Origin of the sequence: Stenotrophomonas sp. I18B00994 (genome assembly GCF_014145825.1) — a bacterium.
GTDB lineage: Bacteria > Pseudomonadota > Gammaproteobacteria > Xanthomonadales > Xanthomonadaceae > Stenotrophomonas > Stenotrophomonas maltophilia.
Genome location: NZ_JACIUW010000003.1, coordinates 327,505 through 350,067, shown reverse-complemented (window position 1 = coordinate 350,067; position 22,563 = coordinate 327,505). Strand labels below are relative to the sequence as shown.

General features: G+C 67.0%; 15 protein-coding genes, 1 pseudogene and 1 riboswitch. Of the genes and pseudogenes, 10 read left to right on the top strand and 6 right to left on the bottom strand.

Features of this window, described 5'->3' with window-relative positions; translation table 11 throughout:
- Window positions 1-13: 13 nt before the first annotated feature.
- Together H4O10_RS05270 and H4O10_RS05265 are read right to left on the bottom strand one after the other, a co-directional pair.
- Complete coding sequence (locus H4O10_RS05270) at window positions 14-1,627, bottom strand: molecular chaperone DnaJ (RefSeq protein ID WP_049454201.1); 1,614 nt, start codon at window positions 1,625-1,627, stop codon at window positions 14-16.
- Window positions 1,624-3,312, bottom strand: a pseudogene (locus H4O10_RS05265) (molecular chaperone HscC). Before H4O10_RS05265 ends, H4O10_RS05270 begins: the two are co-directional and overlap by 4 nt.
- 127 nt (window positions 3,313-3,439) lie before the next feature.
- On the opposite strand from H4O10_RS05265, the gene H4O10_RS05260 reads away from it, so the two are divergent.
- On the top strand, window positions 3,440-5,587 hold the full coding sequence (locus H4O10_RS05260) for a S46 family peptidase (protein ID WP_049454198.1): 2,148 nt from the start codon (window positions 3,440-3,442) through the stop codon (window positions 5,585-5,587).
- Window positions 5,588-5,722: 135 nt separating this feature from the next.
- Entirely contained in the window at window positions 5,723-9,169 is a 3,447-nt protein-coding gene (locus H4O10_RS05255) for a PAS domain-containing hybrid sensor histidine kinase/response regulator (RefSeq protein ID WP_043034414.1), read from the top strand.
- Between the two features lie 156 nt (window positions 9,170-9,325).
- Here H4O10_RS05255 and H4O10_RS05250 read toward each other — a convergent pair whose 3' ends face one another.
- The 3 genes from H4O10_RS05250 to acs form a co-directional block, all read right to left on the bottom strand.
- The gene (locus H4O10_RS05250; protein ID WP_033835355.1) at window positions 9,326-9,901 is read right to left on the bottom strand and encodes a manganese efflux pump MntP family protein; all 576 of its coding nucleotides are present in this window, start codon (window positions 9,899-9,901) and stop codon (window positions 9,326-9,328) included.
- 88 nt (window positions 9,902-9,989) lie between these two features.
- Window positions 9,990-10,079: riboswitch (yybP-ykoY riboswitch) on the bottom strand.
- 233 nt (window positions 10,080-10,312) lie between these two features.
- Window positions 10,313-10,978 (bottom strand): response regulator transcription factor, encoded by a 666-nt coding sequence (locus tag H4O10_RS05245; RefSeq protein WP_005411662.1) that lies wholly within the window; start codon window positions 10,976-10,978, stop codon window positions 10,313-10,315.
- A gap of 79 nt (window positions 10,979-11,057) precedes the next feature.
- Window positions 11,058-13,001, bottom strand: coding sequence for an acetate--CoA ligase (gene acs, locus H4O10_RS05240; protein ID WP_005411661.1), 1,944 nt, complete (start codon window positions 12,999-13,001; stop codon window positions 11,058-11,060).
- Between the two features lie 245 nt (window positions 13,002-13,246).
- Here acs and H4O10_RS05235 point away from each other — a divergent pair, with 245 nt between their 5' ends.
- From H4O10_RS05235 to xth, 4 genes are all read left to right on the top strand, one after another.
- Window positions 13,247-14,674 (top strand): DcaP family trimeric outer membrane transporter, encoded by a 1,428-nt coding sequence (locus H4O10_RS05235; protein ID WP_005411660.1) that lies wholly within the window; start codon window positions 13,247-13,249, stop codon window positions 14,672-14,674.
- Between the two features lie 78 nt (window positions 14,675-14,752).
- The gene (locus H4O10_RS05230; protein WP_033835354.1) at window positions 14,753-16,417 is read left to right on the top strand and encodes an MFS transporter; all 1,665 of its coding nucleotides are present in this window, start codon (window positions 14,753-14,755) and stop codon (window positions 16,415-16,417) included.
- 213 nt (window positions 16,418-16,630) lie between these two features.
- Window positions 16,631-18,040, top strand: coding sequence for a coniferyl aldehyde dehydrogenase (locus tag H4O10_RS05225; RefSeq protein ID WP_033835353.1), 1,410 nt, complete (start codon window positions 16,631-16,633; stop codon window positions 18,038-18,040).
- Window positions 18,041-18,171: 131 nt separating this feature from the next.
- Window positions 18,172-18,939, top strand: coding sequence for an exodeoxyribonuclease III (gene xth / locus H4O10_RS05220; RefSeq protein ID WP_033835352.1), 768 nt, complete (start codon window positions 18,172-18,174; stop codon window positions 18,937-18,939).
- Between the two features lie 72 nt (window positions 18,940-19,011).
- Here the strand turns inward: xth and H4O10_RS05215 are convergent, their stop codons facing one another.
- Complete coding sequence (locus tag H4O10_RS05215) at window positions 19,012-19,263, bottom strand: GlsB/YeaQ/YmgE family stress response membrane protein (protein WP_005411656.1); 252 nt, start codon at window positions 19,261-19,263, stop codon at window positions 19,012-19,014.
- Window positions 19,264-19,347: 84 nt separating this feature from the next.
- On the opposite strand from H4O10_RS05215, the gene H4O10_RS05210 reads away from it, so the two are divergent.
- From H4O10_RS05210 to H4O10_RS05195, 4 genes are all read left to right on the top strand, one after another.
- Window positions 19,348-19,947: a 4'-phosphopantetheinyl transferase superfamily protein gene (locus tag H4O10_RS05210; RefSeq protein ID WP_033835351.1), complete on the top strand. Its 600-nt coding sequence runs from the start codon at window positions 19,348-19,350 to the stop codon at window positions 19,945-19,947.
- A gap of 39 nt (window positions 19,948-19,986) precedes the next feature.
- Window positions 19,987-20,625 (top strand): 16S rRNA (guanine(527)-N(7))-methyltransferase RsmG, encoded by a 639-nt coding sequence (gene rsmG / locus H4O10_RS05205; protein WP_033835368.1) that lies wholly within the window; start codon window positions 19,987-19,989, stop codon window positions 20,623-20,625.
- A 113-nt stretch (window positions 20,626-20,738) separates the two neighbouring features.
- Window positions 20,739-21,536: a ParA family protein gene (locus H4O10_RS05200; protein WP_005411653.1), complete on the top strand. Its 798-nt coding sequence runs from the start codon at window positions 20,739-20,741 to the stop codon at window positions 21,534-21,536.
- Window positions 21,536-22,459, top strand: coding sequence for a ParB/RepB/Spo0J family partition protein (locus tag H4O10_RS05195; protein ID WP_033835350.1), 924 nt, complete (start codon window positions 21,536-21,538; stop codon window positions 22,457-22,459). Before H4O10_RS05200 ends, H4O10_RS05195 begins: the two co-directional genes overlap by 1 nt.
- The last annotated feature ends 104 nt before the right edge of the window (window positions 22,460-22,563 follow it).

Here is a 22,563-nt window from a genome sequence, read left to right as displayed (position 1 = left end):
GCACATGGATGCATCATTGCGGCGATCTGCGCCGCAGCACCTGGGTGCGGGCCCAATAGCCCAGCACGATCACCAGCCCCAACCAGGGAAAAATCAGGCCGGGAATCATGCTGACGCGGTCCAGGGCGCCATGGTCGGCCATACCGAGCCGCTGGCGCTGCGTGGTGGTACCGATGAATGCCACCAACCAGAGCGCGAACACCAGTCCACGAGCCAACAGGATCCCAGACATATCCGGGAACGACTCATGCTGGAACAGCAGCAGAAGGCCGGCACCGACAACGACAATAACTGGAAGCGAGGCGACCTGCCGCCAGCTTCCAGCGGCAACCGGGTTCACCTGCCAGCTGATCAGCATCCGTAATCCGCAGATCAGGTACCAGCCGAATGGAATCAGCAGCGTGCCGATCGCGAGGCTGAGCGCGGCCTTCGCACCGCCGGTCATGCCGCCCTCGGTGGAGGTCAGTGGCCAGCTGTTGATCACGCCGACCAGGCAAATCGTGCCGCACAGCAGGCCGGCCAACCAGGCCCGAAGGGCGGACACCTGCGAACGCAGAGGATCCTGACGGCTGCCGAAGCGACTCCAGAACGCCACCTGCGTGGCGGACAGGCCTGGCGGCAGCTCACGATCGGGCCAGTAACGCAGTGCCGCCAACGTCAGCACCGTGATGTCGGGCCGCGACCACGGCAGCGACTCCAGCAGGTTGCGCCAGCGGCTGCGCGGGCGGCGCAACCGGTCCAGTACCGGGCGCATATCCGGGCGCACGATGGAGGTGTCCAGCCGCGAAACATGCCACGCCAGGCGCTGCCGGCCCGCATCCGTGAGCATCCAGGCCTGATCGCAGCGACGCACGATCCGCTGCAGATCCTCGGCATCGAGTCCGTTGCCGATATCATCCCAGCCGAAGCTGCTGGCCACGTGCTCGACCACCTCCCGCGGCAGAGGCGGGGACGCCTCGCGCAGTTGCTCCAGCAGGGACGCCGCGATGAGCGGCTTGTCATGCAGGGACCATAGCTCGGGTTGAGCCTGCAGCCAGGTTTCCAGCGCGGGCACGGTCGTGTCATCGTCGCTGCCCCGGGCAGCTGCAGCCAGTCGGATCAGGATGGCCGCGACCATCTGATCCACTGAACGCAGTGGCGATCGCTCGCCGTCGCCAGCAGGGGCGAGCGTGGGCTGCGGTGCCAGGGCGTGCGCCGTTGGTAACGCGTCAGGCCCGTGCGGATCGCTCTGCGACGGCCCGATCACCTTGTCCAACCCGGTGTCGGCTGGCGGCATCGGTGTGGTCTGCACGATCCGGACAGGGTCATGGCCGTATGGCCCGCGTTCCTGCTCCAGCTGGCGATCCAGCGCGATCGCTGCGTGTATCGCATCGATATGTGCACGCGACGCCGGTTCCAGCGATGGATCCTGCATCGGCGGCAAGGCGTGCTTGTCATGATCGATGTCGAGGGGCTGAGCGCGTTGTTTCACCCATGACAACGCAGACTGGTAAGCCTCATGCAGGTGCTGGAACGCAACCGGATCATCGTCAGGCCGGGTTACCCGCAACAGCCTGGCGTAGGCTCGCTTGATCGCCCGCTCGTCAGCATCCTCGTCCAGTTCGAGGACGTCCAGCCCCCGCCTCATGCGTCGATCTCCAGCGAATCCATGGCGTGGGTCAATTCCTCGCGGTGGCGTTCGATACGGGCCAGGTCCTGGCTCTCCAGCGCAGCATGGAACTGCGACAGCCATCTCTGCAGGGTATCGCGCTGGTCGAGGCACTCTTCGTAAAGCCGACCCAGTCGGGCCACTACGGCCAGGTTCGGTTGATCGTCGCGCGGATGCACCTTCAATGACTGCAGTGCCGCGAGCCGCTGCTGGATCTCGTCCGGTGACAGCAGGCCGGGGTTCTGTTCCAGGATCAGCTCATGCCGGGTCCCGCTGGCATGTTCGGTCACCTCCACCTGCAGCAATCCGTTGACGTCGTAGGTGAAGCGGGCAGTCACGCTTTTTGCCTGGGCCGGGCCCTTTCCCTTCAACGGAATGCGGATTTCACCCAGTTTGATGTTGCGGTCCACGGTGGGGCTTTCGCCCTAGTAGATGTCCAGTACCAGCTGTGTCTGTGCATCGTTGATTGGGCAGAAATCGTCCTCGCGGCTGACCGGCACCACGCTGTTGCGCTGGATGATCGGATGGAAGTAGCCGCCGCGCTCCTGGCCGGATGCATCGCGACGGCACACCTGTATGCCCAACGTATAGGGGCAGACATCGGTCAGCACGGTTTCGCGCAGTGACTGGTCGCGCGCTTTAAGGCCGGCCGCCACGGCCGCGCCCATGGCGATGGCCTGGTCCGGGTTGACATGCCGCAATGGCAGGCGACCGAACATGCGGGTCACCAGCCGGCTGATCATCGGCATGCGGACGGCACCGCCCACCAGCACGATGTCGTCCAGCGCCTCCGGCTTCAGGCGGGCATCACGGATGGCCCGTTCGATGGACGCACGCATGCGCTGCAGCAGGGGGTCGCACAACTGCGCGTAGCGTGCCTCATCCAGCTGCCAGTCCAATTCGCGGCCTTCCAGGTTGAACTGCAGGTGGCCGCTGCCCTGTTGGCTCAGTTCGCGCTTGAACAGTTCCAGCCGGCGCAGCAGCTGTGCACGTTCGCCCGGGGCGATCATGGCCGCCCGCAGGCCCTGTTCGGCCAGCAACGCCTGCTCGAGCACCCGCAGGAAGTCTTCCCCGCCAAGGAAGTTGTCGCCGGCGCTGGCATGGACTTCCACCACACCTTCGAACAGCTCCAGGATGGAGACATCGAAGGTGCCACCGCCAAGGTCCAGTACCAGCACCCGAGCTTCCTCCTCGCGCTGCTGCAGGCCATAGGACAGCGCGGCGGCGGTGGGTTCGTTGATCAGGCGCTCGACCCGGATGCCAGCCAGTTCGCCGGCGGCGCGGGTGGCCTTGCGCTGGGCGTCGGAAAAATACGCAGGCACGCTGATGACCGCTTCTTCCACTTTCTGCCCGAGCACGGCTTCCGCATCGGCCAGCAATGAACGCAGCACCAGCGCCGAAAGCTCCTCGGGACGGAATACGCGATCGCCCAGCCGGGTTTCACGGTTGCTGCCCATCCAGCGTTTGAAATGGGCCACGCTCTGGTCAGGGTGGCTGATCAGGCGATCGCGAGCGGGAGCACCCACCAGCACGACGTCGCCGTCGAGACTGACTACCGACGGGGTCAACAGCTCGCCATGGGCATTGGGGAACAGGCGCGGTCCATCCGACGAATGCACACCGATGAGCGAGTGCGTCGTGCCCAGGTCGATTCCAACAATCATCTGCTGACGTCCGTTGTGCAGGGAACCGCGATTGTAGGAGTGGCCCCGACCCCCTGACCATCGGGCGTTGCCCGACAGCGCCCCACGGGCTATGGTCCCGGGCTGTTCAGTCGTACCGGATTGCCTCATGTCATCACGCAAAGCCCTTCCCACCGCCCTGGCCCTGGGCCTGACCCTCGCCGCCGGTGCCCACGCCGATGAAGGCATGTGGATGCCGACCCAGCTGCCGGAACTGGCCAAGCCGCTGCAGGCCGCAGGTTTCAAGGGCAATCCGGCCGACCTGGCCAATGTCACCGCGCCGCCGCTGAGCGCCGTGGTGCGCGCCGGTGGTGGTACCGGTTCGTTCGTGTCCGCCGACGGCCTGCTGCTGACCAACCACCACGTGGCGATGGGCGTGATCCAGTACAACAGCTCGCCCGAGCACGACCTGATCACTGGTGGCTTCATCGCCAACGGCCGTGCCGACGAGCGCCCGGCCAACCCGGACTTCCGCGTGCTGGTTACCGTCGGCTTCGACAAGGTGACCGACCAGGTGCTGGCGCAGGCCCGTGGCAAGACCGGCCGTGCCTACTTCGACGCCGTGGACGCGGCCAGCAAGCAGATCGTGGCCGAGTGCGAGAAGGACGGCAGCGTGCGCTGCTCGGTGGCCAACATGTACTACGGCACCGATTTCTACCGGATCGCCCAGCTGGAACTGAGCGACGTGCGCCTGGTGTACGCGCCGCCGCGCGCGATCGGCAACTACGGCGACGAGATCGACAACTTCATGTGGCCGCGCCACACCGGTGACTTCACCCTGCTGCGCGCCTACGTGGGCAAGGACGGCAAGCCGGCCGCCTACAGCAAGGACAACGTGCCCTACCAGGCGCCGGCACACCTGCAGATGTCGGTGGAAGGCCCGAAGGAAGGCGACTACGCGATGCTGGCCGGTTACCCGGGCATCACCTACCGCCATCGTACCGCGGCCGAATTCGCTGGCCAGATCGATACCGTGCTGCCGCGCCGCGTATCGGTGTTCCAGCAGATGATCGACACCATCGAGGCCGCCAGCGCCAAGGATGCACAGGCGCGCACCCGCTACGCCTCGCAGCTGCAGTCGTTGAAGAACAACCGCAAGCGCGCTGCCGGTGAGCTGGAAGGCCTGCTGCGCAGCGACGCCAAGGCCCAGCGTGCCGCCGACGAGACGGCGATGCTCGCTGCCACCGACCGCAAGTACCAGGGCGACATCAAGGCGTTGCTGGCCAACCTGTCGCAGGGCGCGGCGGTGGGCGAGCGCGACCTGCTGCTGGAGCAGATGGCCGCGCAGAGCCAGCTGCTGCGTTCGGCGTTGCTGCTGGAGCGCCTGCGCATCGAATCGGCCAAGCCGGACGCGCAGCGCGAAAGCGGCTACCAGCAGCGCGACCAAGCGATGATCGAAGGCGTGCTCAAGCAGGTCCAGCGCCGTTACGCACCGGAGGTCGAGAAGGCGCTGCTGACCACCCTGCTGACCCGCTACCAGCAGCTGCCGGACGCGCAGCGCGTGGCCGAGTTCGACGCGGCCTTCGGCCGTACCCCGCAGCAGCTGGCCAAGGCGCTGGACACCCTGTATGCGGGCACCCAGCTGGGTGACGAGGCGCAGCGCCTGTCGCGTTTCGCTGCCGCACGCGAAGGCAAGGCGCTGGCCGCCGATCCGCTGATCGCCGTGGCCGGCCCGCTGGTGGCCGCGCAGCTGCGCATCGAGAACGAGAGCAAGACCCGCGAAGGCGAGCAGCTGCGCCTGCGCCCGGCCTACATGCAGGCGCTGTTCGCCTGGCGTGCCAAGCAGGGCCGCGCCGTGTACCCGGATGCCAACCGCACCCTGCGCATCAGCTACGGCAAGGTCGAGGCGCTGCACCCGCGCGATGGCGTGACCTACTCGCCGGTGACCACCGTGGCCGGCATCGTCGAGAAGAACACCAACGCCTATCCGTTCGATGCGCCCAAGCCGCTGCTGGCGGCGATTGCCAAGGGTGACTTCGGCAGCACCGCCGACCCGGCGCTGAAGACCCAGACGGTCAACTTCCTGACCAACCTGGATACCACCGGCGGCAACTCCGGCTCGCCAGTGCTCAACGCCAAGGGTGAACTGATCGGCCTGAACTTCGACAGCAACTGGGAATCGGTCAGCGCCAGCTGGTGGTTCGATCCGCGCTACAAGCGCGCTGTGCACGTGGACATGCGCTACCTGCGCTGGCTGCTGGCCAAGGTCTACCCGGCGCCCGAGCTGCTGAAGGAAATGGGCGTGCCGGCCCAATAAGAAGCCGGCCACGACCAACGGTCGTGGCCCGCACCGCGTAGGCCCCCACCTTGGTGGGGGTGGTTGCTCCCAACGAGCCCGCACCCCCGGCCATGCCTGGCCTACACTGCGGGTTCTTCCGACGGAAACGCACGCGTGGTCTCCAGCTGGATCTTGCTGCTCGTCTCGGTTGCCTATGCAGCGCTGCTGTTCGGCGTGGCGTGGTGGGGTGACCGCCGGCCGATGTATCCCGACCGGCCGTGGCTGCGGCCGGTGGTGTACAGCCTGGCGCTGGCCGTGTACTGCTCGTCGTGGACCTTCTACGGCGCGGTGGGTACGGCCGTGCGCAACGGCATCGGCTACCTGCCGATCTATATCGGTCCGTTGCTGCTGCTGTTGTTCGGCTGGCGCATCATCGAACGCCTGGCGCTGATCGCCCGCAGCCAGAACGTGGTCTCCATCGCCGATTTCATCTCCTCGCGCTTCGGCCGCTCGCGGCGGTTGGCCGCACTGGTGGCGATCATCGCCCTGATCGGCATCATTCCGTACCTGGCCCTGCAGTACAAAGCGGTGGCGATGAGCCTGCAGGTGCTGACCGGCAACAGCGGCCCGACCGGCTTCTTCACCGATCCGGCGCTGTACGTGGCGCTGCTGATGGCGCTGTTCGCCACCCTGTTCGGCACCCGCCAGGTCGACGCCACCGAGCACCACCACGGCATGATGCTGGCGATCGCCTTCGAATCGGTGATCAAGCTGCTGGCGATGCTGGCCGTGGGCGTGTTCGCCTACCTGTGGCTGAGCAACCGCACCGATGCGGTGGTCGAGTCGGTGCATACGCTGTTCACCGGCCTGCCGCCGGTGGGCTTCATCTCGCAGACCCTGCTCAGCTTCCTGGCCATCATCTGCCTGCCACGCCAGTTCCACGTGGCCGTGGTCGAGTGCGGTGACGTGCGCGACGTACGCCGCGCGCGCTGGATGTTCGGTGGCTACCTGGTACTGATCTCGGGCATGGTGCTGCCGATCGCCACCGCCGGCGTGACCCTGTTCGGCACCGGCGGCAGCGTCGCCGACGACTCGATGGTGCTGGCCCTGCCGCTGGCCGAAGGCCGCAACGCGCTGGCGCTGATTGCCTATGTGGGCGGCTTCTCCGCCGCCACCGGCATGGTCATCGTGTCGTCCATTGCGCTGGCCACCATGGTCAGCAACGACCTGGTGATGCCGGTGCTGCTGCGCCGCAGTGGCGACCATCAGGAAGCCGCCGACGTTGCCTCGCGCGTGCTGTGGATCCGCCGCCTGGCGATCCTGCTGCTGGCGCTGATGGCGTACAGCTACTACCGCACCAGCAGCAACGACAGCACGCTGGCCTCGTACGGCCTGATGGCGTTCGCGGCAGTGGCGCAGTTCGCGCCCGGGCTGATCGGCGGCCTGTACTGGCGCGGCGCGAGCCGGCGTGGTGTCGAGGTGGGCATGCTGCTGGGCTTCGCCACCTGGCTGTACACCCTGCTGCTGCCGGCGATGACCATGGCCGGCTGGGTCGATGCTGGCTGGGTGCAGCACGGCCCGTTCGGCATCGAGTGGCTGCGCCCGCAGCAGCTGTTCGGCATGACCGGCTGGGACCCGCTGACCCATGGCACGTTCTGGTCGCTGCTGGTCAATGCGGCGACGATGATGCTGGTGTCCGCGCGCTGGCGGCCCGGTGTGGACGAGCGGCTGCGCGCCGCGCCGTTCCTCGACCCGTATGCCGAGCGCCCGTCGGTGGCCGGTGGCTGGCCCGGTCATGTGCATGTGGGCGACCTGCTGGCACTGGCTTCGCGCGTGGTCGGCGAGCGCCATGCGCGGCGCTCGTTCTTCGAGCAGGCACAGTCGCTGGGCCGCGAGCTGCAGTCTTCCGCGCCCGCTGACCGGCCGTGGGTGCAGTTCACCGAACGCCTGCTGGCCGCGTCGATTGGTGCGGCCTCGGCGCGCCTGCTGCTGACCAGCCTGCTGCGTGGCTCGGGCATGGACCTGGGCGAAGTGGTGGCGGTGCTGGACGAAGCCGGGCAGGAACTGCGCTTCAACCGCGAGATCCTGTCGACCACGCTGGAGAACATCAGCGCCGGGGTCAGCGTGGTCGATCCGGACATGCGCCTGACCGCATGGAATCGTCGTTACCAGGACATGTTCGGCTACCCCGACGGCATGCTCTACGTAGGTCGCCCGGTGGCCGACCTGATCCGCTACAACGCCGAGCGCGGCGAGCTGGGCGAGGGTGATATCGAAGTCCAGATCAATCGACGCATCGGCTACATGCGCGCTGGTTCGCCGCACGTGTTCGAGCGCACCCGCAGCGACGGCAAGGTGATCGAGATGCGCGGGCAGGCGTTGCCCGGCGGCGGTTACGTGACCAGCTACAACGACATCACCGACTACAAGCACGCGGAAAAGGCCCTGCTGGAAGCCAACGAAACGCTGGAACAGCGCGTGGCCGAGCGTTCGCATGAGGCCGAGGTCGCGCAGCAGTCGAAGACCCGCTTCCTGGCGGCGATCAGCCATGACGTGCTGCAGCCACTGAACGCCGCACGCCTGTTCGCTTCCGCGCTGCGCGACAGCGATCACGTGAGCGATGAGCAGAAGCACCTGGCCGAACGTGTGGATGCGTCGTTGCGTGCGGCCGAAGAGCTGCTCGATGGCCTGCTGGATGTGTCGCGGCTGGATGCCGGTGGCCTGCACCCGGTGATCGGCGAGTTCGACGTGAGTGCGTTGATGCGTGAGCTGGCCGCGCAGTACACCCCGGTCGCCGCCGGCCGTGGCCTGCGCCTGGACCTGTTCGCGCGACCGGCATGGGTGCGCAGTGATCGCCGCCTGCTGCGCCGCGTGCTGCAGAACTTCCTGGCCAATGCGCTGCGTTACACCCGCCAGGGACGCATCGTGCTGGCCGTGCGCCAGCGCGGCGACGAAGTGGAGCTGCAGGTCTGGGATACCGGGCCCGGCATTCCCGAGCACCACATGCGGCAGATCTTCGACGAGTTCCACCGCTACCAGCAGCCGTTCGACTGGGGCGAGCAGGGCCTGGGTCTGGGCCTGTCGATCTGCCAGCGCATCTCGCGTCTGCTTGACCATCGCCTCAATGCGCGCAGCCGGGTCGGCAAGGGATCGATGTTCTCGATCATCCTGCCGCGGGTGGCACCATTGCCGGGTTACACCGAACTGGCCACGCCGGTACAGGCGGTGGCCGCACCGGTACGCAGCGATTCGCTGGCGGGCCTGCGCGTGCTGTGCGTGGACAACGACGAGGAGATCCTCGACGGCATGCGCGCACTGCTCGGCCGTTGGCAGGTGCAGGTGATCACGGCATCGACGGTGGATCAGGCGTTGGAGAAGGTGGCCGAGCGGCCGCAGGTGATGCTGGTGGACTACCACCTGCACGACCGCATGGACGGCCTGGATGCGTTGGTGGCGCTGCGTGAAGCCGCCGGTTACCCGCTGCCGGGTGCGCTGCTGACCGCCGATGGTCGCGACGAGCTGAAGCGGATGGCGCGCGAGCGTGGCTATCGCGTGCTGACCAAGCCGATCAAGCCGGCCTCGCTGCGCGCCTTCCTCGGCGCGCTGCGCGATGCGCAGTAGTGCCGGCCGCTGGCCGGCAACCACGACGTGAAACCATGCCAGGCAAGCCTGGCATCTACCAAAGCTTCATCGGCCTGGCAGTAGATCCACGCCATGCGTGGATGTGACGTCAGGTAGTGCCGGCCGCTGGCCGGCAACCACGTAATCGCGGAAGCGTTACCCCACGCCGTGCAGGTGCTCGTACAGGATCGTCGCGCCGATGATCACCAGGATCACGCCACCGATGATCTCGGCACGCTTGCCGACCATGCTGCCCAGCACGCGGCCGAGCATGATGCCGACGGTGACCATGGTCAGCGTGCACAGGCCGATGACCGCGGCCATCACGCCGATATGCACGTCCATGAAGGCCAGGCCGATGCCCACCGCCATCGCGTCGATGCTGGTGGCGAAACCGGTCAACGCCAGCTTCCAGAAGCCATGGTGCTGGGAGGGGTCTTCGTCCTCGTCGGCACTTTCCGGGCGCAGGCCGTTGTAGATCATGTGGATGCCCAGTGCGCCGAGCAGGCCGAAGGCGATCCAGTGGTCGAAGGCTTCGACGTACTGCAGCGCGGCGCGGCCGAGCAGCCAGCCGATGATGGGCGTGATCGCCTCGATGACGCCGAAGATGATGCCGGCCCGCAGTGCATCGCGGAACACCGGCTTGCGCATGGCCGCACCCTTGCCGATCGCCGCAGCGAAGGCATCGGTGGACATGGCAAAGCCGATCAGGAGGATCGAAATGGGGGACATGGGCAGCTGCTGAGGTTGGGCCAGGACGGACGCACGGCCTGCGCTCGCGCCCAACCTGACGTTGCGCGCGCGGGCCGCTGGTCTCGCCAACCATCATGGTTGTCCACGCCACGGCGCACCGGCCGAGTATGTTGACGTGGACGATTCCTGCAAAGGAATCCGGCTACTCCCCAAGGGGACGCGAAGCTTAGCATCGCGATTCGCGCGTGGCGCATTTCCAGCGAAACGCGCAGGCACGGCTGGTTTGTATAGCGAAGGCTATATCGCGGGCGCAGCGGTGCCTGGTAGTGCCGGCCGCTGGCCGGCATGCGCAACGGCGAGAGCGTGCCAAGCAAGCTTGGCACCTACCGAAGCGGTTTCGGGTGATTTCAGGGGCTGAAGGCGATTGCCGGCCAGCGGCCGGCACTACCGTCAGTCTTCTTCCGGCGGCAGCACGATGGCGTCGTCGTCGATCGCCAGCTTGCCGGCCATCAGCACGGCCTGGGTGCGGTTGGTCACGCCCAGCTTGCGCAGGATGGCGGTGACGTGGGCCTTGATCGTCGCTTCGGAGACGTTGAGGTCGTAAGCGATCTGCTTGTTCAAGCGGCCTGCGCCCAGCATCTGCAACACACGGAACTGTTGCGGGGTCAGCTCGCGCAGTCGCTGGCCGACTTCGCGTTCCTCGCGCTCGGTGGGCGGCACGTTGTGCGCTTCCGGCGGCGCCCAGGTCTCGCCATCGAGGATGGTGCCCAGTGCGTGGCCGATGGTGTCCGAATCCGCAGACTTCGGAATGAAGCCCAGCGCGCCGTGGTCGAGCGCGCGGCGCATCACCGTCGCCTCTTCGCGCGCGGACACCACTACCACCGGCAGGTGCGGATGCAGCGAGCGCATGTGCACCAGTGCATTGAAACCCTGCGCACCGGGCATGTTGAGATCCATCAGGACCAGGTCGGCGTCGTTGTGCTGGTCGGCCAGCGCGTACAGCGCTTCCACGCTGTCTGCCTCGAACAGCTGCACGCCGGGGATGACCCGCTGCACGGCGCCGCGCAGGGCTTCGCGGAACAGCGGGTGGTCATCGGCAATCAGGAGGGTGGTCATGGTCGGGGGGAACCGTGAGGGAAAGCAGATGGGGTCAGAGCCCTTTCCTTGCGGAAAGGGATCCGACCCCGGTCGTACGTCAGCGCACCTTGCGTTCGTCCACCAGCGACGCCACCACCGACGGATCGGCCAGGGTCGAGGTGTCGCCAAGCTGGTCGGGCGCGTTCTCGGCGATCTTGCGCAGGATGCGGCGCATGATCTTGCCCGAGCGGGTCTTCGGCAGGCCCGGTGCCCACTGCAGGTGGTCGGGCGTGGCGATCGGGCCGATCTCCTTGCGCACCCAGGCAATCAGCTCCTTGTGCAGCTCATCGCTCGGTGCCTCTTCGGCCACCAGGGTGACGTAGGCGTAGATGCCCTGGCCCTTGACGTCGTGCGGGAAGCCGACCACGGCCGCCTCGGCCACCTTCGGGTGCGAAACCAGCGCGCTTTCCACTTCGGCGGTGCCGATGCGGTGGCCGGACACGTTGATCACATCGTCGACGCGGCCGGTGATCCAGTAGTAGCCGTCCTCGTCGCGTCGGCAACCGTCGCCGGTGAAGTAGCTGCCCGGGTAGGTACGGAAATACGTATCGATGAAACGCTGGTGGTCGCCGTACACCGTGCGCATCTGGCCCGGCCAGGAATCGCGGATGATCAGGTTGCCCTCGGTCGGGCCGTCCTGGATCTCGCCATCGGCATTGACCAGCGCCGGCTGCACGCCGAAGAAGGGCAGGGTGGCCGACCCCGGCTTGAGATCCATCGCGCCGGCCAGCGGCGAGATCAGGATGCCGCCGGTTTCGGTCTGCCACCAGGTATCGACGATCGGGCAGCGGCTGTCGCCAACCACCTCGTAGTACCAGCGCCAGGCTTCCGGATTGATCGGCTCGCCGACGCTGCCGAGCAGGCGCAGCGAGGCGCGCGAGGTCTTCTTCACCGGCTCCTCGCCTTCGCGCATCAGCGCGCGGATGGCGGTCGGGGCGGTGTAGAAGATGGTCACCTTGTGCTTGTCGATGACGTTCCAGAAACGCGAGGTGTCCGGGTAGTTCGGCACGCCTTCGAACATCAGCGAGGTCGCGCCGTTGGCCAGCGGCCCGTACACGATGTAGCTGTGGCCGGTGACCCAGCCGACGTCGGCGGTGCACCAGTAGATGTCGTCCTCGCGCAGGTCGAACACCGCTTCATGGGTGTAGGCCGCGTACAGCAGGTAACCGCCGGTGGTGTGCAGCACGCCCTTCGGCTTGCCAGTGGAACCGGAGGTGTAGAGGATGAACAGCGGGTCTTCCGCGTTCATGCGTTCCGGTTCGCAGGTGGCCGGCTGGCTGTCCACCACATCGTGGAACCAGCGGTCGCGCGGGGCCTGCATGTCCACCGCACCGCCGGTGTGCCGCACCACCAGCACGGTTTCCACGGTATTGGTGCCCGGTAGCTTCAGCGCGGCATCAACGTTGGCCTTCAGCGGAATCCTGCGGCCACCGCGCAGGCCCTCGTCGGCGGTGATGATCAGCTTGCTCTGGCAGTCGCTGACGCGGTCGGCGATCGAGTTCGGCGCGAAGCCACCGAACACCACCGAGTGGATCGCACCGATGCGCGCGCAGGCCAGCATGGCCACGGCGGCGTCGACGATCATCGGCAGGTAGATGGTGACGCGGTCGCCCTTCTTGACGCCGAGATTGCGCAGTGCATTGCCGAGGCGGCAGGTGCGCTCGTACAGCTCGCGGTAGGTCACGTGCTGGGCCGGTGCATCCGGGCCGTCCGGCTCGAACAGCAGGGCGGTCTTGTCGCCGCGCGTTTCCAGCTGGCGATCCAGGCAGTTCACGCTGGCATTGAGCTCGCCATCTTCGAACCACTTGATGTGGAAGTCGGACAGGTCGTAGCTGACGTTCTTGATCCTGGTCGGCTTGCGCATCCATTGCAGGCGCTCGGCGGCCTTGCCCCAGAAACCATCCGGGTCGGTCACCGACGCCTGGTACTGCTGTTCGTACGACGTCTTGTCGATGCGTGCCTTGGCGGCGAACTGCGGATCGACGGGGTAGATATCAGCCATGGCACCCTCACTTGCACGTTGACTTTGTATGTGCGGTCGCAGCATCGCAGCGACCGATCCCCCTCAGTTTGCCCCATCCACCCCCGGCCGCGTCACCACTCTGGTTAGACCATGGTCGAAAGTGAGCGCCCAGCAGGGCCGGGTTCGACCAATGGCGAATAGCCGCTATACATAATCGCCCCGCAGTCTCGGCTCGACCGTGCCCCACGCGCGGCATCACCTTGCCACTTGGGAGAGAGGGCAACATGAGCCACCGTACGTTGAAAGCCGTGCGCACACCTTTGGCGGCCTGCCTGTTGGTCGCCCTGGTCGCACCGGGCATGGCGTTCGCTGAGACCGCCAAAGAGAAGGCACTGGAAGCACGCGTTGCCGAACTGGAACGCCAGGTCCAGCTGCTGCTGTCTTCGCAGCAACAACAACAGACCCAGATCAGCCAGACCCAGCAGGCGGTGACCGAAGTGCGCACGGTGCAGGCCGGGCAGAAGCCGGTTGCTTCGGTGCCGGCCGGCAAGCAGCCGATCCAGGTCACCACCATCACCCCGGGCGCCGCGCCGGGTACCACGGTCAAGATCGGCGGCTTCATCAAGGCCGACTTCCTGGCCACCCAGACCAGCGATGGCCAGCTGGCCGACGACGCCACCGGCCGCTCGCTGTACCTGCCGGGCCAGACCCCGGTGGAAGGCGCCGGCGGCAGCGGCAAGCGTTCGGGCACCGACTTCAACGCCCATGCCAAGTTCTCGCGATTCAACCTGGGCATCGACAACGTGAGCGAATCGGGCAACAAGGCCGGTGCGTTCTTCGAGATGGACTTCTTCGGCAACTCGCTGGGCAACCAGACCGCCACCAATACCTACGGTGTGACCCTGCGCCACGCCTACATGTACTGGAACAACTGGATGGCAGGCCAGACCTGGTCCAACTTCATGGACGCGGCCGCGCTGCCCGAAGCGGTCGACTTCGTCGGGCCCACCGACGGCGTGATCTTCGTGCGCCAGGCCCAGGTGCGCTACACCCAGGGTGGCTTCAGCGTCGCGCTGGAAAACCCGGAAACCACCACCCTTACCGGTACCCGCAACCCGGTCACCGGCGCCTGGACCAACACCAGCGCCAACTCCGACCGTGGCAGCCTGCCTGACCTGACCCTGCGCTATGGCTGGAAGGGTGACTGGGGCACCTTCGGTGTCGGCGGCATCGTCCGTCAGCTGAAGGTCGACAACCAGGCCACCGGCGCCAAGGCCGACAAGGTGGCTGGCGGCCTGACCCTGGGCGGCAAATGGGTGATGGGCGACAGCGATTCGCTGCACTACCAGCTGACCGGCGGCGAAGGCATCGCCCGCTACATCGGTCTGGGCATCACCGCCGACAGCGCCTATGACGTGGCCCGCGACGAGCTCAACCCGACCGGCGTGCTGGCCGGCTACGTGGGCTGGCGGCATGCGTTCTCGCCGAAGCTGCGCACCAACCTGATCTATGCGCGCAGCGACTACGACAACGACAGCATCCTGGGCCCGCTGGTGACCAAGAGCGTGCAGAGCATCCGCGGCAACATCTTCTACTCGCCGCTGCCCAAGGTCGATATCGGCGCCGAGCTGATGTACGGCCGTCGCGAAGTGGAGAACGGCAACAAGGGTGACATCACCCGATTGCAGTTCACTACGAAGTACAGCTTCTAAGAGCGTGCCGGCCAGCGGCCGGCACCTACCGAGATTGAATGCCGACCAAGGTCGGCATCTACAGAGGGAAAACGTCCCATGTCCAGCACTGCATCCAGCCCGCACAATGCGGCGGGCACCCTGACCAAGGGCCACAAGAAGGTCATCTTCGCATCGAGCCTCGGCACGGTGTTCGAGTGGTATGACTTCTTCCTGTACGGCTCGCTCGCGGCCATCATCGCCAAGCAGTTCTTCAGTGGCGTCAATGAAACCACGGGCATGATCTTCGCCCTGCTGGCGTTTGCCGCCGGCTTCTTCGTGCGTCCGTTCGGCGCGGCCTTCTTCGGCAGCCTCGGCGACCGCATCGGCCGCAAGTACACCTTCCTGGTCACCATCCTGATCATGGGCATCTCGACCTTCCTGGTCGGCGTGCTGCCCAACTACGCCTCGATCGGTTTCGCCGCACCGGTGATCCTGATCATCCTGCGCCTGGCCCAGGGCCTGGCGATGGGCGGCGAGTACGGCGGTGCCGCCACCTACGTGGCCGAGCACGCGCCGGACGACAAGCGTGGCCTGTACACCAGCTTCATCCAGTGCACCGCCACGCTCGGCCTGTTCCTGTCGCTTCTGATCATCCTGGCCTGCCGCATGACGCTGGGCAACGAGGCCTTCGAAGCCTGGGGCTGGCGCATTCCGTTCCTGGTCTCGATCCTGCTGCTGGGCATTTCGGTATGGATCCGCCTGCAGCTGAGCGAATCGCCGCTGTTCCAGCAGATGAAGGCTGAAGGCAAGGGCTCCAAGACCCCGTTCCGCGACAGCCTGAAGGGCGGCAACCTGAAGCTGATGCTGCTGGTCCTGCTCGGTGCAGCGGCTGGCCAGGCCGTGGTCTGGTACGGCGGACAGTTCTACGCGCTGTTCTTCCTCAGCAGCATGCTGAAGGTCGATGCCACCACCTCCTACCTGCTGATCGCCGCAGCGCTGGCACTGGGCACGCCGTTCTTCATCTTCTTCGGCTGGCTGTCCGACCGCATCGGCCGCAAGAAGATCATCCTGGCCGGCTGCCTGCTGGCGGCCATCACCTACATCCCGATCTTCAAGGGCCTGACCCACTTCGCCAACCCGGCCATCGAAGAAGCCCGCAGCAGCTCGCCGGCCCTGGTCGTGGCCGATCCGGCTACCTGCTCGTTCCAGTTCGATCCGGTTGGCCTACGCAAGTTCACCAGCTCCTGCGACGTGGCCACCGCCGCACTGACCAAGGCCGGTGTGCCGTACGACGTGCAGCCCGCCGCCGCCGGTTCGCTGGCGATGGTGAACGTGGGCAGCGCCAGCGTCACCTCGTATGAGGCCGCCGGCCTGACCAAGGAAGAAGGCAAGGCCAAGGCTGACGCGTTCGGTGCGGAACTGAAGACCGCCCTGACCACTGCCGGCTACCCGGCCAAGGCCGATGGCGCCCGCATCAACATCGCCGGCACCATCTTCATGCTGTGGCTGCTGGTGCTGTACGTGACCATGGTCTACGGCCCGATCGCCGCCTACCTGGTCGAACTGTTCCCGACCCGCATCCGCTACACCTCGATGTCGCTGCCGTACCACATCGGCAACGGCTGGTTCGGTGGCTTCCTGCCGGCGATCTCGTTCGCGCTGGTGGCCGGTACCGGCAACCTCTACTACGGCCTGTGGTACCCCATCATCATCGCGCTGATGTCGGTGGTGATCGGCGGCCTGTTCCTGCGTGAGACCAAGGACGTGGATATCACCAAGTAACCGGTGTGCCGACCAACGGTCGGCACCCACCGGGTTTCAAGGGCCGCGGTGCAGACCGCGGTCTTTCTGTTTGTGGGGCGTGCCCACTCGGCTCGCAATCCGGTAATGCCGGCCGCTGGCCGGCAACCTCATGAATCTCCGCGGACATGAAGCCCTTGCCGGCCAGCGGCCGACACTACCTTTGCGTCGCGCAGCACCCCGTATAGTCGGCCCATGACCGCCACTACGCCGGAAGACCTCCCCGCCCTCCTGCACACCCTGCGCAGCGCCTGGCAGTCGCAGCGCCCGTCGCTGGACCAGCGCGAAGCTGACCTGCGCCGCCTGCGCGAGGCGCTGAAGCCACGCCTGGACGAAATGGCGCAGGCCATCGCCGAGGATTTCGGCCATCGCGCCCACGTGGAATCGAAGCTGGCCGATGGCATGAGCGTGCTGTCGGCCATCGATCACCTGCGCCGCCACCTGCGGCGCTGGTCGAAGCCGCAGCGGGTAGGTGCAGGCTGGAAGCTGTGGCCGGCGCGTGCGCAGCTGCGGCCGACGCCGCTGGGCGTGGTCGGGGTGATCTCGCCCTGGAATTACCCGGTTACGCTGGCGCTGGTGCCGCTGGCCACCGCGATTGCCGCCGGCAACCATGTGTTGCTGAAGCCCTCGGAACACACACCACGCACCAGTGCATTCCTGGCCGATCTGCTGGCCAGTGTGTTCCCGCCCGATCGCGTGGCGGTGGTGCAGGGTGGGGCGGATGTGGCGGCGGCGGTGTCCTCGCTGCCGCTGGACCATCTGCTGTTCACCGGCTCGACGGCTGTTGGCCGCAAGGTGATGGCGGCCGCAGCCGAACATCTGGTGCCGGTCACGCTGGAGCTGGGCGGCAAGTCGCCGGCGATTGTCTGCCGCGATTTCCCGCTGGACAAAGCCGCCGCGCGGCTCGCCACCGGGAAATGGTTCAACGCCGGGCAGACCTGCATCGCGCCGGATTACGTGCTGATCGACACCGTGCGCCAGCGCGAGTTCGTACAGGCGCTGCAGCAGCAGGTGCGCGAGCGCTATGGCGACTTCAGCGATGCCGACGACTACACCCGCATCATCAATGAAGGCCAGTACCGGCGCCTGCAGGGCTATCTGGCACAGGCGCGGCAACGCGGCGTGCCGGTGATTCCGCTGGCGCAGGTGGATGAGGCGTGCGCCGACCGCGAGCGCCTGCTGGTGCCGACCGTGGTGCTGGACCCGCCGGACGACCTGGACCTGATGCGCGAGGAGATCTTCGGGCCGATCCTGCCGGTGCGGGCCTATCCAGATCTGGAGGCGGCGCTGGCCGACGTGTTGTCCCGTGACCGGCCGCTGGCACTGTATCCCTTCAGTCATGACACGGCGACGGTGGAACGCATCCTCGGTCAGGTGGTGGCCGGCGGGGTGACGGTGAACGACACGCTGCTGCACTTCGCCGCCGATGGATTGCCGTTTGGCGGGGTAGGGGCCAGCGGCATGGGCGCGTACCACGGCCGGGCCGGGTTCGATGCGATGAGCAAGCGGCTGCCGGTGCTGTGGCAGTCGCGCTGGGCCGCCAGCGACCGGCTGCGGCCGCCGTATTCGAAGATTGCGGGGTTGTTGAAGCTGCTGCTTCGGTAGTGCCGGCCGCTGGCCGGCAACTGCGGGGTCTTGCCGGCGGTTCATGGGGTTGCCGGCCAGCGGCCGGCACTACCGGCGGGTGCCCACCTGGGGTGGCACGCGTGCCAAGCGCACCCGGGTAGAATGCCCGCATGAAGATCGCCTCGTGGAACGTCAATTCGCTCAATGTCCGCCTGCCGCACCTGGAGCAGTGGCTCAGGGAGTTCGGCCCGGACATCGTCGGTATCCAGGAAACCAAGCTGGAGGACCACAAGTTCCCCGATTCTGCGCTGATCGCCGCCGGCTACCGCAGCGTGTTCGCCGGCCAGAAGACCTACAACGGCGTGGCGCTGCTGTCGCGTGAGCCGGCGCAGGACGTGCAGATCGGCATTCCCGGCTTCGAGGACGAACAGAAGCGCGTCATTGCCGGTACCTTCGGCGACCTGCGGGTGATCAACCTGTACGTGGTCAATGGCCAGGACATCGGCACCGACAAGTACGACTACAAGCTGCGCTGGCTGGAAGCGGTGCATGCCTGGATCGCCGAAGAACTGCAGCGGCATCCGAAGCTGATCGTGATGGGTGACTTCAACATCGCCCCGGACGCGCGCGATGTGCACGACCCGGAGGTGTGGAACGACAACCACATCCTGACCTCCACCGCCGAGCGCGGCGCGCTCAACAAGCTGCTGCAGCTGGGTCTGCACGATGGCTTCCGCCTGCACAACGACGAGGCGGGCACCTTCAGCTGGTGGGATTACCGTGCCGCCGGCTTCCGCCGCAACCTGGGCCTGCGCATCGACCTGACCCTGGTCTCCGATGCGTTGAAGGGCAGCGCGGTGGCCTCGGGCATCGACCGCGAGCCGCGCACCTGGGAACGCCCGAGCGACCATGCGCCGGCCTGGGTGCAGATCGGTTGAACGAACAGGGCCCGACGATTGCCGGGCCCGTTCTGGAACATCTGCCGGCCAGTGGCCGGCACTACCCTCAGATCACCGTATGCTCTTGCGGGTGAACAGGTTGACGATCGCCAGCAGGATCACCGCGCCGATCAGCGAGAACAGGAAGGTGCGGATGGTGATCGCTTCGTTGATGCCGCCGCCGAACAGCCAGCCGGAAATCAGCGCGCCGACGATGCCGACCACGATGTTGAGGATGATGCCCTGCTGGGCATCGCGCTTCATGATGATGCTGGCCAGCCAGCCTACGATGCCGCCGACGATCAGCCAGATGATGATGCCCATGATCGAACCTCCGGTGGGGAACTGTGACCAGTTGACGCGCAGGGCTGTGAACCCGTCGTGCAATTGCGTGACGGGCGCGTGCGGATGAGCCTGCCAGCCACCCTCGACGGCCCGTGGCGCTTCGGTCCGGTAACGGTCTGGCGGCGTCCGCACGTGCCGGGCCAGCGCGGTGAACCGCAGGCCCGGCAGGTACTGGCGCAGGCGCTGGGCACCGATCCGCAGACGCTGCCACTGGTCCGTGACGACAAGGGCCGGCCGGAGCTGAGCGGCCCGTTGGCCCACTACGGGACCGGCTGGAGCCACAGCGGTGAGGTGCTGCTGGTGGCGCTGGGCGAAGGCGTGCGGCTGGGCGTGGACCTGGAACTGCTGCGGCCGCGGCCGCGTCTTCTGGAAATCGTGCGGCGCTTCTTCCACCCGCAGGAGGTGGCCTGGCTGGAACGCCTGGACGAGGCCGACCGCGAGCACTGGTTCTTCCGCGTATGGTGCGTCAAGGAGGCGATCCTGAAGGCGCACGGGCAGGGCATCTCGTTCGGGCTGCACCGCCTGCAGCTGGCGCCGGGGGCCGATGGCGCCCTGCACCTGCGCTGGTGCGACCCGGAGCTGGGCGAGGCCGCGCGCTGGCACCTGCACGAATGGCAGGCCACCGGCCAGTTCCGTGCGGCGTTGGCCTGGTATCCGCACTGAAGCGGGGAATCAGTGCGCAAAACCGGCGATAATGGCGGCATGAGCGAACACCCACTTCCCGCCAGCGTGGCTGCCACGCTGGAACAGGGCCTGGCCAGCATGGGCCTGGACGCCGCGCTGGCGCCGCCGCTGCTGCGCTACCTGGCCCTGCTGCACCGCTGGAACGGCACCTACAACCTCACCGCCATCCGCGACCCGCAGGAGATGGTTACCCGCCACCTGCTCGATTCGCTGGCGATGCAGCCGTTCGTGGCTGATGGCAGCCTGGCCGACCTCGGTACCGGCCCCGGGTTGCCCGGCATCCCGCTGGCGATCGCCTGCCCGGGCCTGCAGGTCACCCTGGTGGAGAGCAACGGCAAGAAGGCGCGCTTCATGCGCGAGGCCGTGCGCCAGCTCGGCCTGGGCAACGCCCGCGTGGCCGAATCGCGGGCCGAAGCGCTGGACGAGGCCGGTCGTTACGACCAGCTGACCGCGCGCGCAATGGATACCCTGGCCGGCATCGTCCGTGTCGGTGGCCATCTGCTGCGCCCCGGTGGCGTGCTGCTGGCCATGAAGGGTGTCTACCCGCATGAGGAGATCGCGGAACTGCCGGCTGGCTGGCAGGTGCGTGAGGTGACCCCGCTGAGCGTGCCCGGCCTGGCCGGCGAACGCCACCTGGTCACCGTTACAGGTTCCTGATTCCCGCCGCCAGCCCTTTGTGGAACAACGGGTTGGCGATCCACGATTTCCGCAAGGGGCCGGTTGTACGCATAATGACCGGTCCCAACCATCCGTCGACGAGGCACACCCGCATGGCCCGCATCATCGCCATCGCCAACCAGAAGGGTGGCGTCGGCAAGACCACGACCGCCGTCAACCTGGCCGCTTCCCTGGCCAACGCACCCAAGCGCGTGCTGTTGGTCGACCTGGACTCGCAGGGCAACGCGACCATGGGCAGCGGCGTGGACAAGCGTGAGCTGGCGGCCTCCACCTGCGATCTGCTGCTGGGCGAGAACAGCGCCGCCGATGTGCGCGTGCAGACCGCCGAAGGCTACGACCTGCTGCCGGGCAACATCGACCTGACCGCCGCCGAGATCCAGCTGATGGGCCAGAGCGAGCGCGAGCAGCGCCTGAAGCGCGCATTGGCGCCGATCCGCGACGAGTACGACTACATCCTGATCGATTGCCCGCCGGCGTTGTCGCTGCTGACGCTCAACGCGCTGGCCGCCGCCGATTCGGTGATCGTGCCGATGCAGTGCGAGTACTACGCACTGGAAGGCCTGAGTGCGCTGGTGGAAACCATCGAAGCGCTGCGCACCAGCCTGAACCCGGCGCTGGAGATCGAAGGCGTGCTGCGCACCATGTTCGACGTGCGCAACAACCTGGCCAACGCAGTGTCGGCCGAGCTCACCGAGCACTTCGGCGACCGCGTGTTCCGCACCATCGTGCCGCGCAACGTGCGCCTGGCCGAGGCGCCCAGCCATGGCCAGAGCATCGTCGGCTACGACCGCGCCTCGCGCGGTGGCGTGGCCTACCTGGGCCTGGCCGGCGAGATCATCCGCCGCAACAACGAACGCAACAAGGCCGCCAAGGCCGTGGAGACCGTCTGATGACCAGCAGCAAGCCGGCAGCCAAGAAGCGAGGCCTCGGCCGTGGCCTGGACGCGCTGCTGGGCCCGAAAGGCGCGGTCAGCCAGGTGCAGGCCACCGCTGCGGTGATCGAACCGCTGCCGGGTGAAGTGCTGCGCAAGTTGCCGGTCGGCCAGCTGCAGCCGGGCAAGTACCAGCCGCGCCGCGAGATGGACGAGGGCAAGCTTTCCGAGCTGGCCGACTCGATCAAGTCGCAGGGCGTGATCCAGCCGATCCTGGTGCGCCAGCTGCCGGCAGGCAACTACGAAATCGTCGCCGGTGAGCGCCGCTGGCGCGCATCGCAGCTGGCCGGCCTGGACGAAGTGCCGGTGGTGGTGCGCGAGCTGGAAGACCGCACCGTCATCGCGATGGCGCTGATCGAGAACATCCAGCGCGAAGACCTCAATCCGCTGGAAGAAGCCGAGGCGCTGCAGCGCCTGATCAGCGAGTTCACCCTGACCCATGCCGAGGCCGCCGAGGCCGTCGGCCGCTCGCGCGCGGCGGTGTCCAACCTGCTGCGCCTGCTGGAGCTGCCGGTGGCGATCCGGCTGCTGCTGGAAACCCGCCGCCTGGAAATGGGCCACGCCCGCGCGCTGCTGACCCTGGCTCCCGAGCTGGCTGGCAAGCTGGCGCAGGAAGCGGCCGATGAAGGCTGGTCGGTGCGCGAGGTCGAGCGCCGTGCGCAGGCCTTCGCCGCCGGCAAGGTGCCGAGCAACCGCCCGGTGGCGACGCCGAAGGTGCAGCAGGCCGACATCGCCTCGCTGGAAACCGAACTGTCCGAAGCACTGGGTGCCAAGGTGGCGATCAACCACGGCCGGGGCGGCAAGGGCAAGCTGATCATCCACTACACCGATCTGGATACCCTGGACGGCGTGCTGGAAAAGCTGCGTACGCGCCAGGGCTGAGCCCGGCGCAGCGCCAGGGGGTGCGGCCTGTTCCCGCCGCGTCCTGCAGATGACAGGGAACGCACCGCCGCGCGTGCCGGGGATGCACTGCTCTCCGGTCCGTG

Bases quoted from the DNA above. Each gene is read 5' to 3' on its own strand.
- xth (WP_033835352.1), top strand. From the start codon at position 18,172: ATGAAGATCGCCTCGTGGAACGTCAATTCGCTCAATGTCCGCCTGCCG.
- H4O10_RS05210 (WP_033835351.1), top strand. From the start codon at position 19,348: ATGAGCCTGCCAGCCACCCTCGACGGCCCGTGGCGCTTCGGTCCGGTA.
- rsmG (WP_033835368.1), top strand. From the start codon at position 19,987: ATGAGCGAACACCCACTTCCCGCCAGCGTGGCTGCCACGCTGGAACAG.
- H4O10_RS05225 (WP_033835353.1), top strand. From the start codon at position 16,631: ATGACCGCCACTACGCCGGAAGACCTCCCCGCCCTCCTGCACACCCTG.
- H4O10_RS05215 (WP_005411656.1), bottom strand. From the start codon at position 19,263: ATGGGCATCATCATCTGGCTGATCGTCGGCGGCATCGTAGGCTGGCTG.
- H4O10_RS05270 (WP_049454201.1), bottom strand. From the start codon at position 1,627: ATGAGGCGGGGGCTGGACGTCCTCGAACTGGACGAGGATGCTGACGAG.
- H4O10_RS05250 (WP_033835355.1), bottom strand. From the start codon at position 9,901: ATGTCCCCCATTTCGATCCTCCTGATCGGCTTTGCCATGTCCACCGAT.
- H4O10_RS05200 (WP_005411653.1), top strand. From the start codon at position 20,739: ATGGCCCGCATCATCGCCATCGCCAACCAGAAGGGTGGCGTCGGCAAG.
- H4O10_RS05245 (WP_005411662.1), bottom strand. From the start codon at position 10,978: ATGACCACCCTCCTGATTGCCGATGACCACCCGCTGTTCCGCGAAGCC.
- H4O10_RS05230 (WP_033835354.1), top strand. From the start codon at position 14,753: ATGTCCAGCACTGCATCCAGCCCGCACAATGCGGCGGGCACCCTGACC.
- acs (WP_005411661.1), bottom strand. From the start codon at position 13,001: ATGGCTGATATCTACCCCGTCGATCCGCAGTTCGCCGCCAAGGCACGC.
- H4O10_RS05260 (WP_049454198.1), top strand. From the start codon at position 3,440: ATGTCATCACGCAAAGCCCTTCCCACCGCCCTGGCCCTGGGCCTGACC.
- H4O10_RS05235 (WP_005411660.1), top strand. From the start codon at position 13,247: ATGAGCCACCGTACGTTGAAAGCCGTGCGCACACCTTTGGCGGCCTGC.
- H4O10_RS05195 (WP_033835350.1), top strand. From the start codon at position 21,536: ATGACCAGCAGCAAGCCGGCAGCCAAGAAGCGAGGCCTCGGCCGTGGC.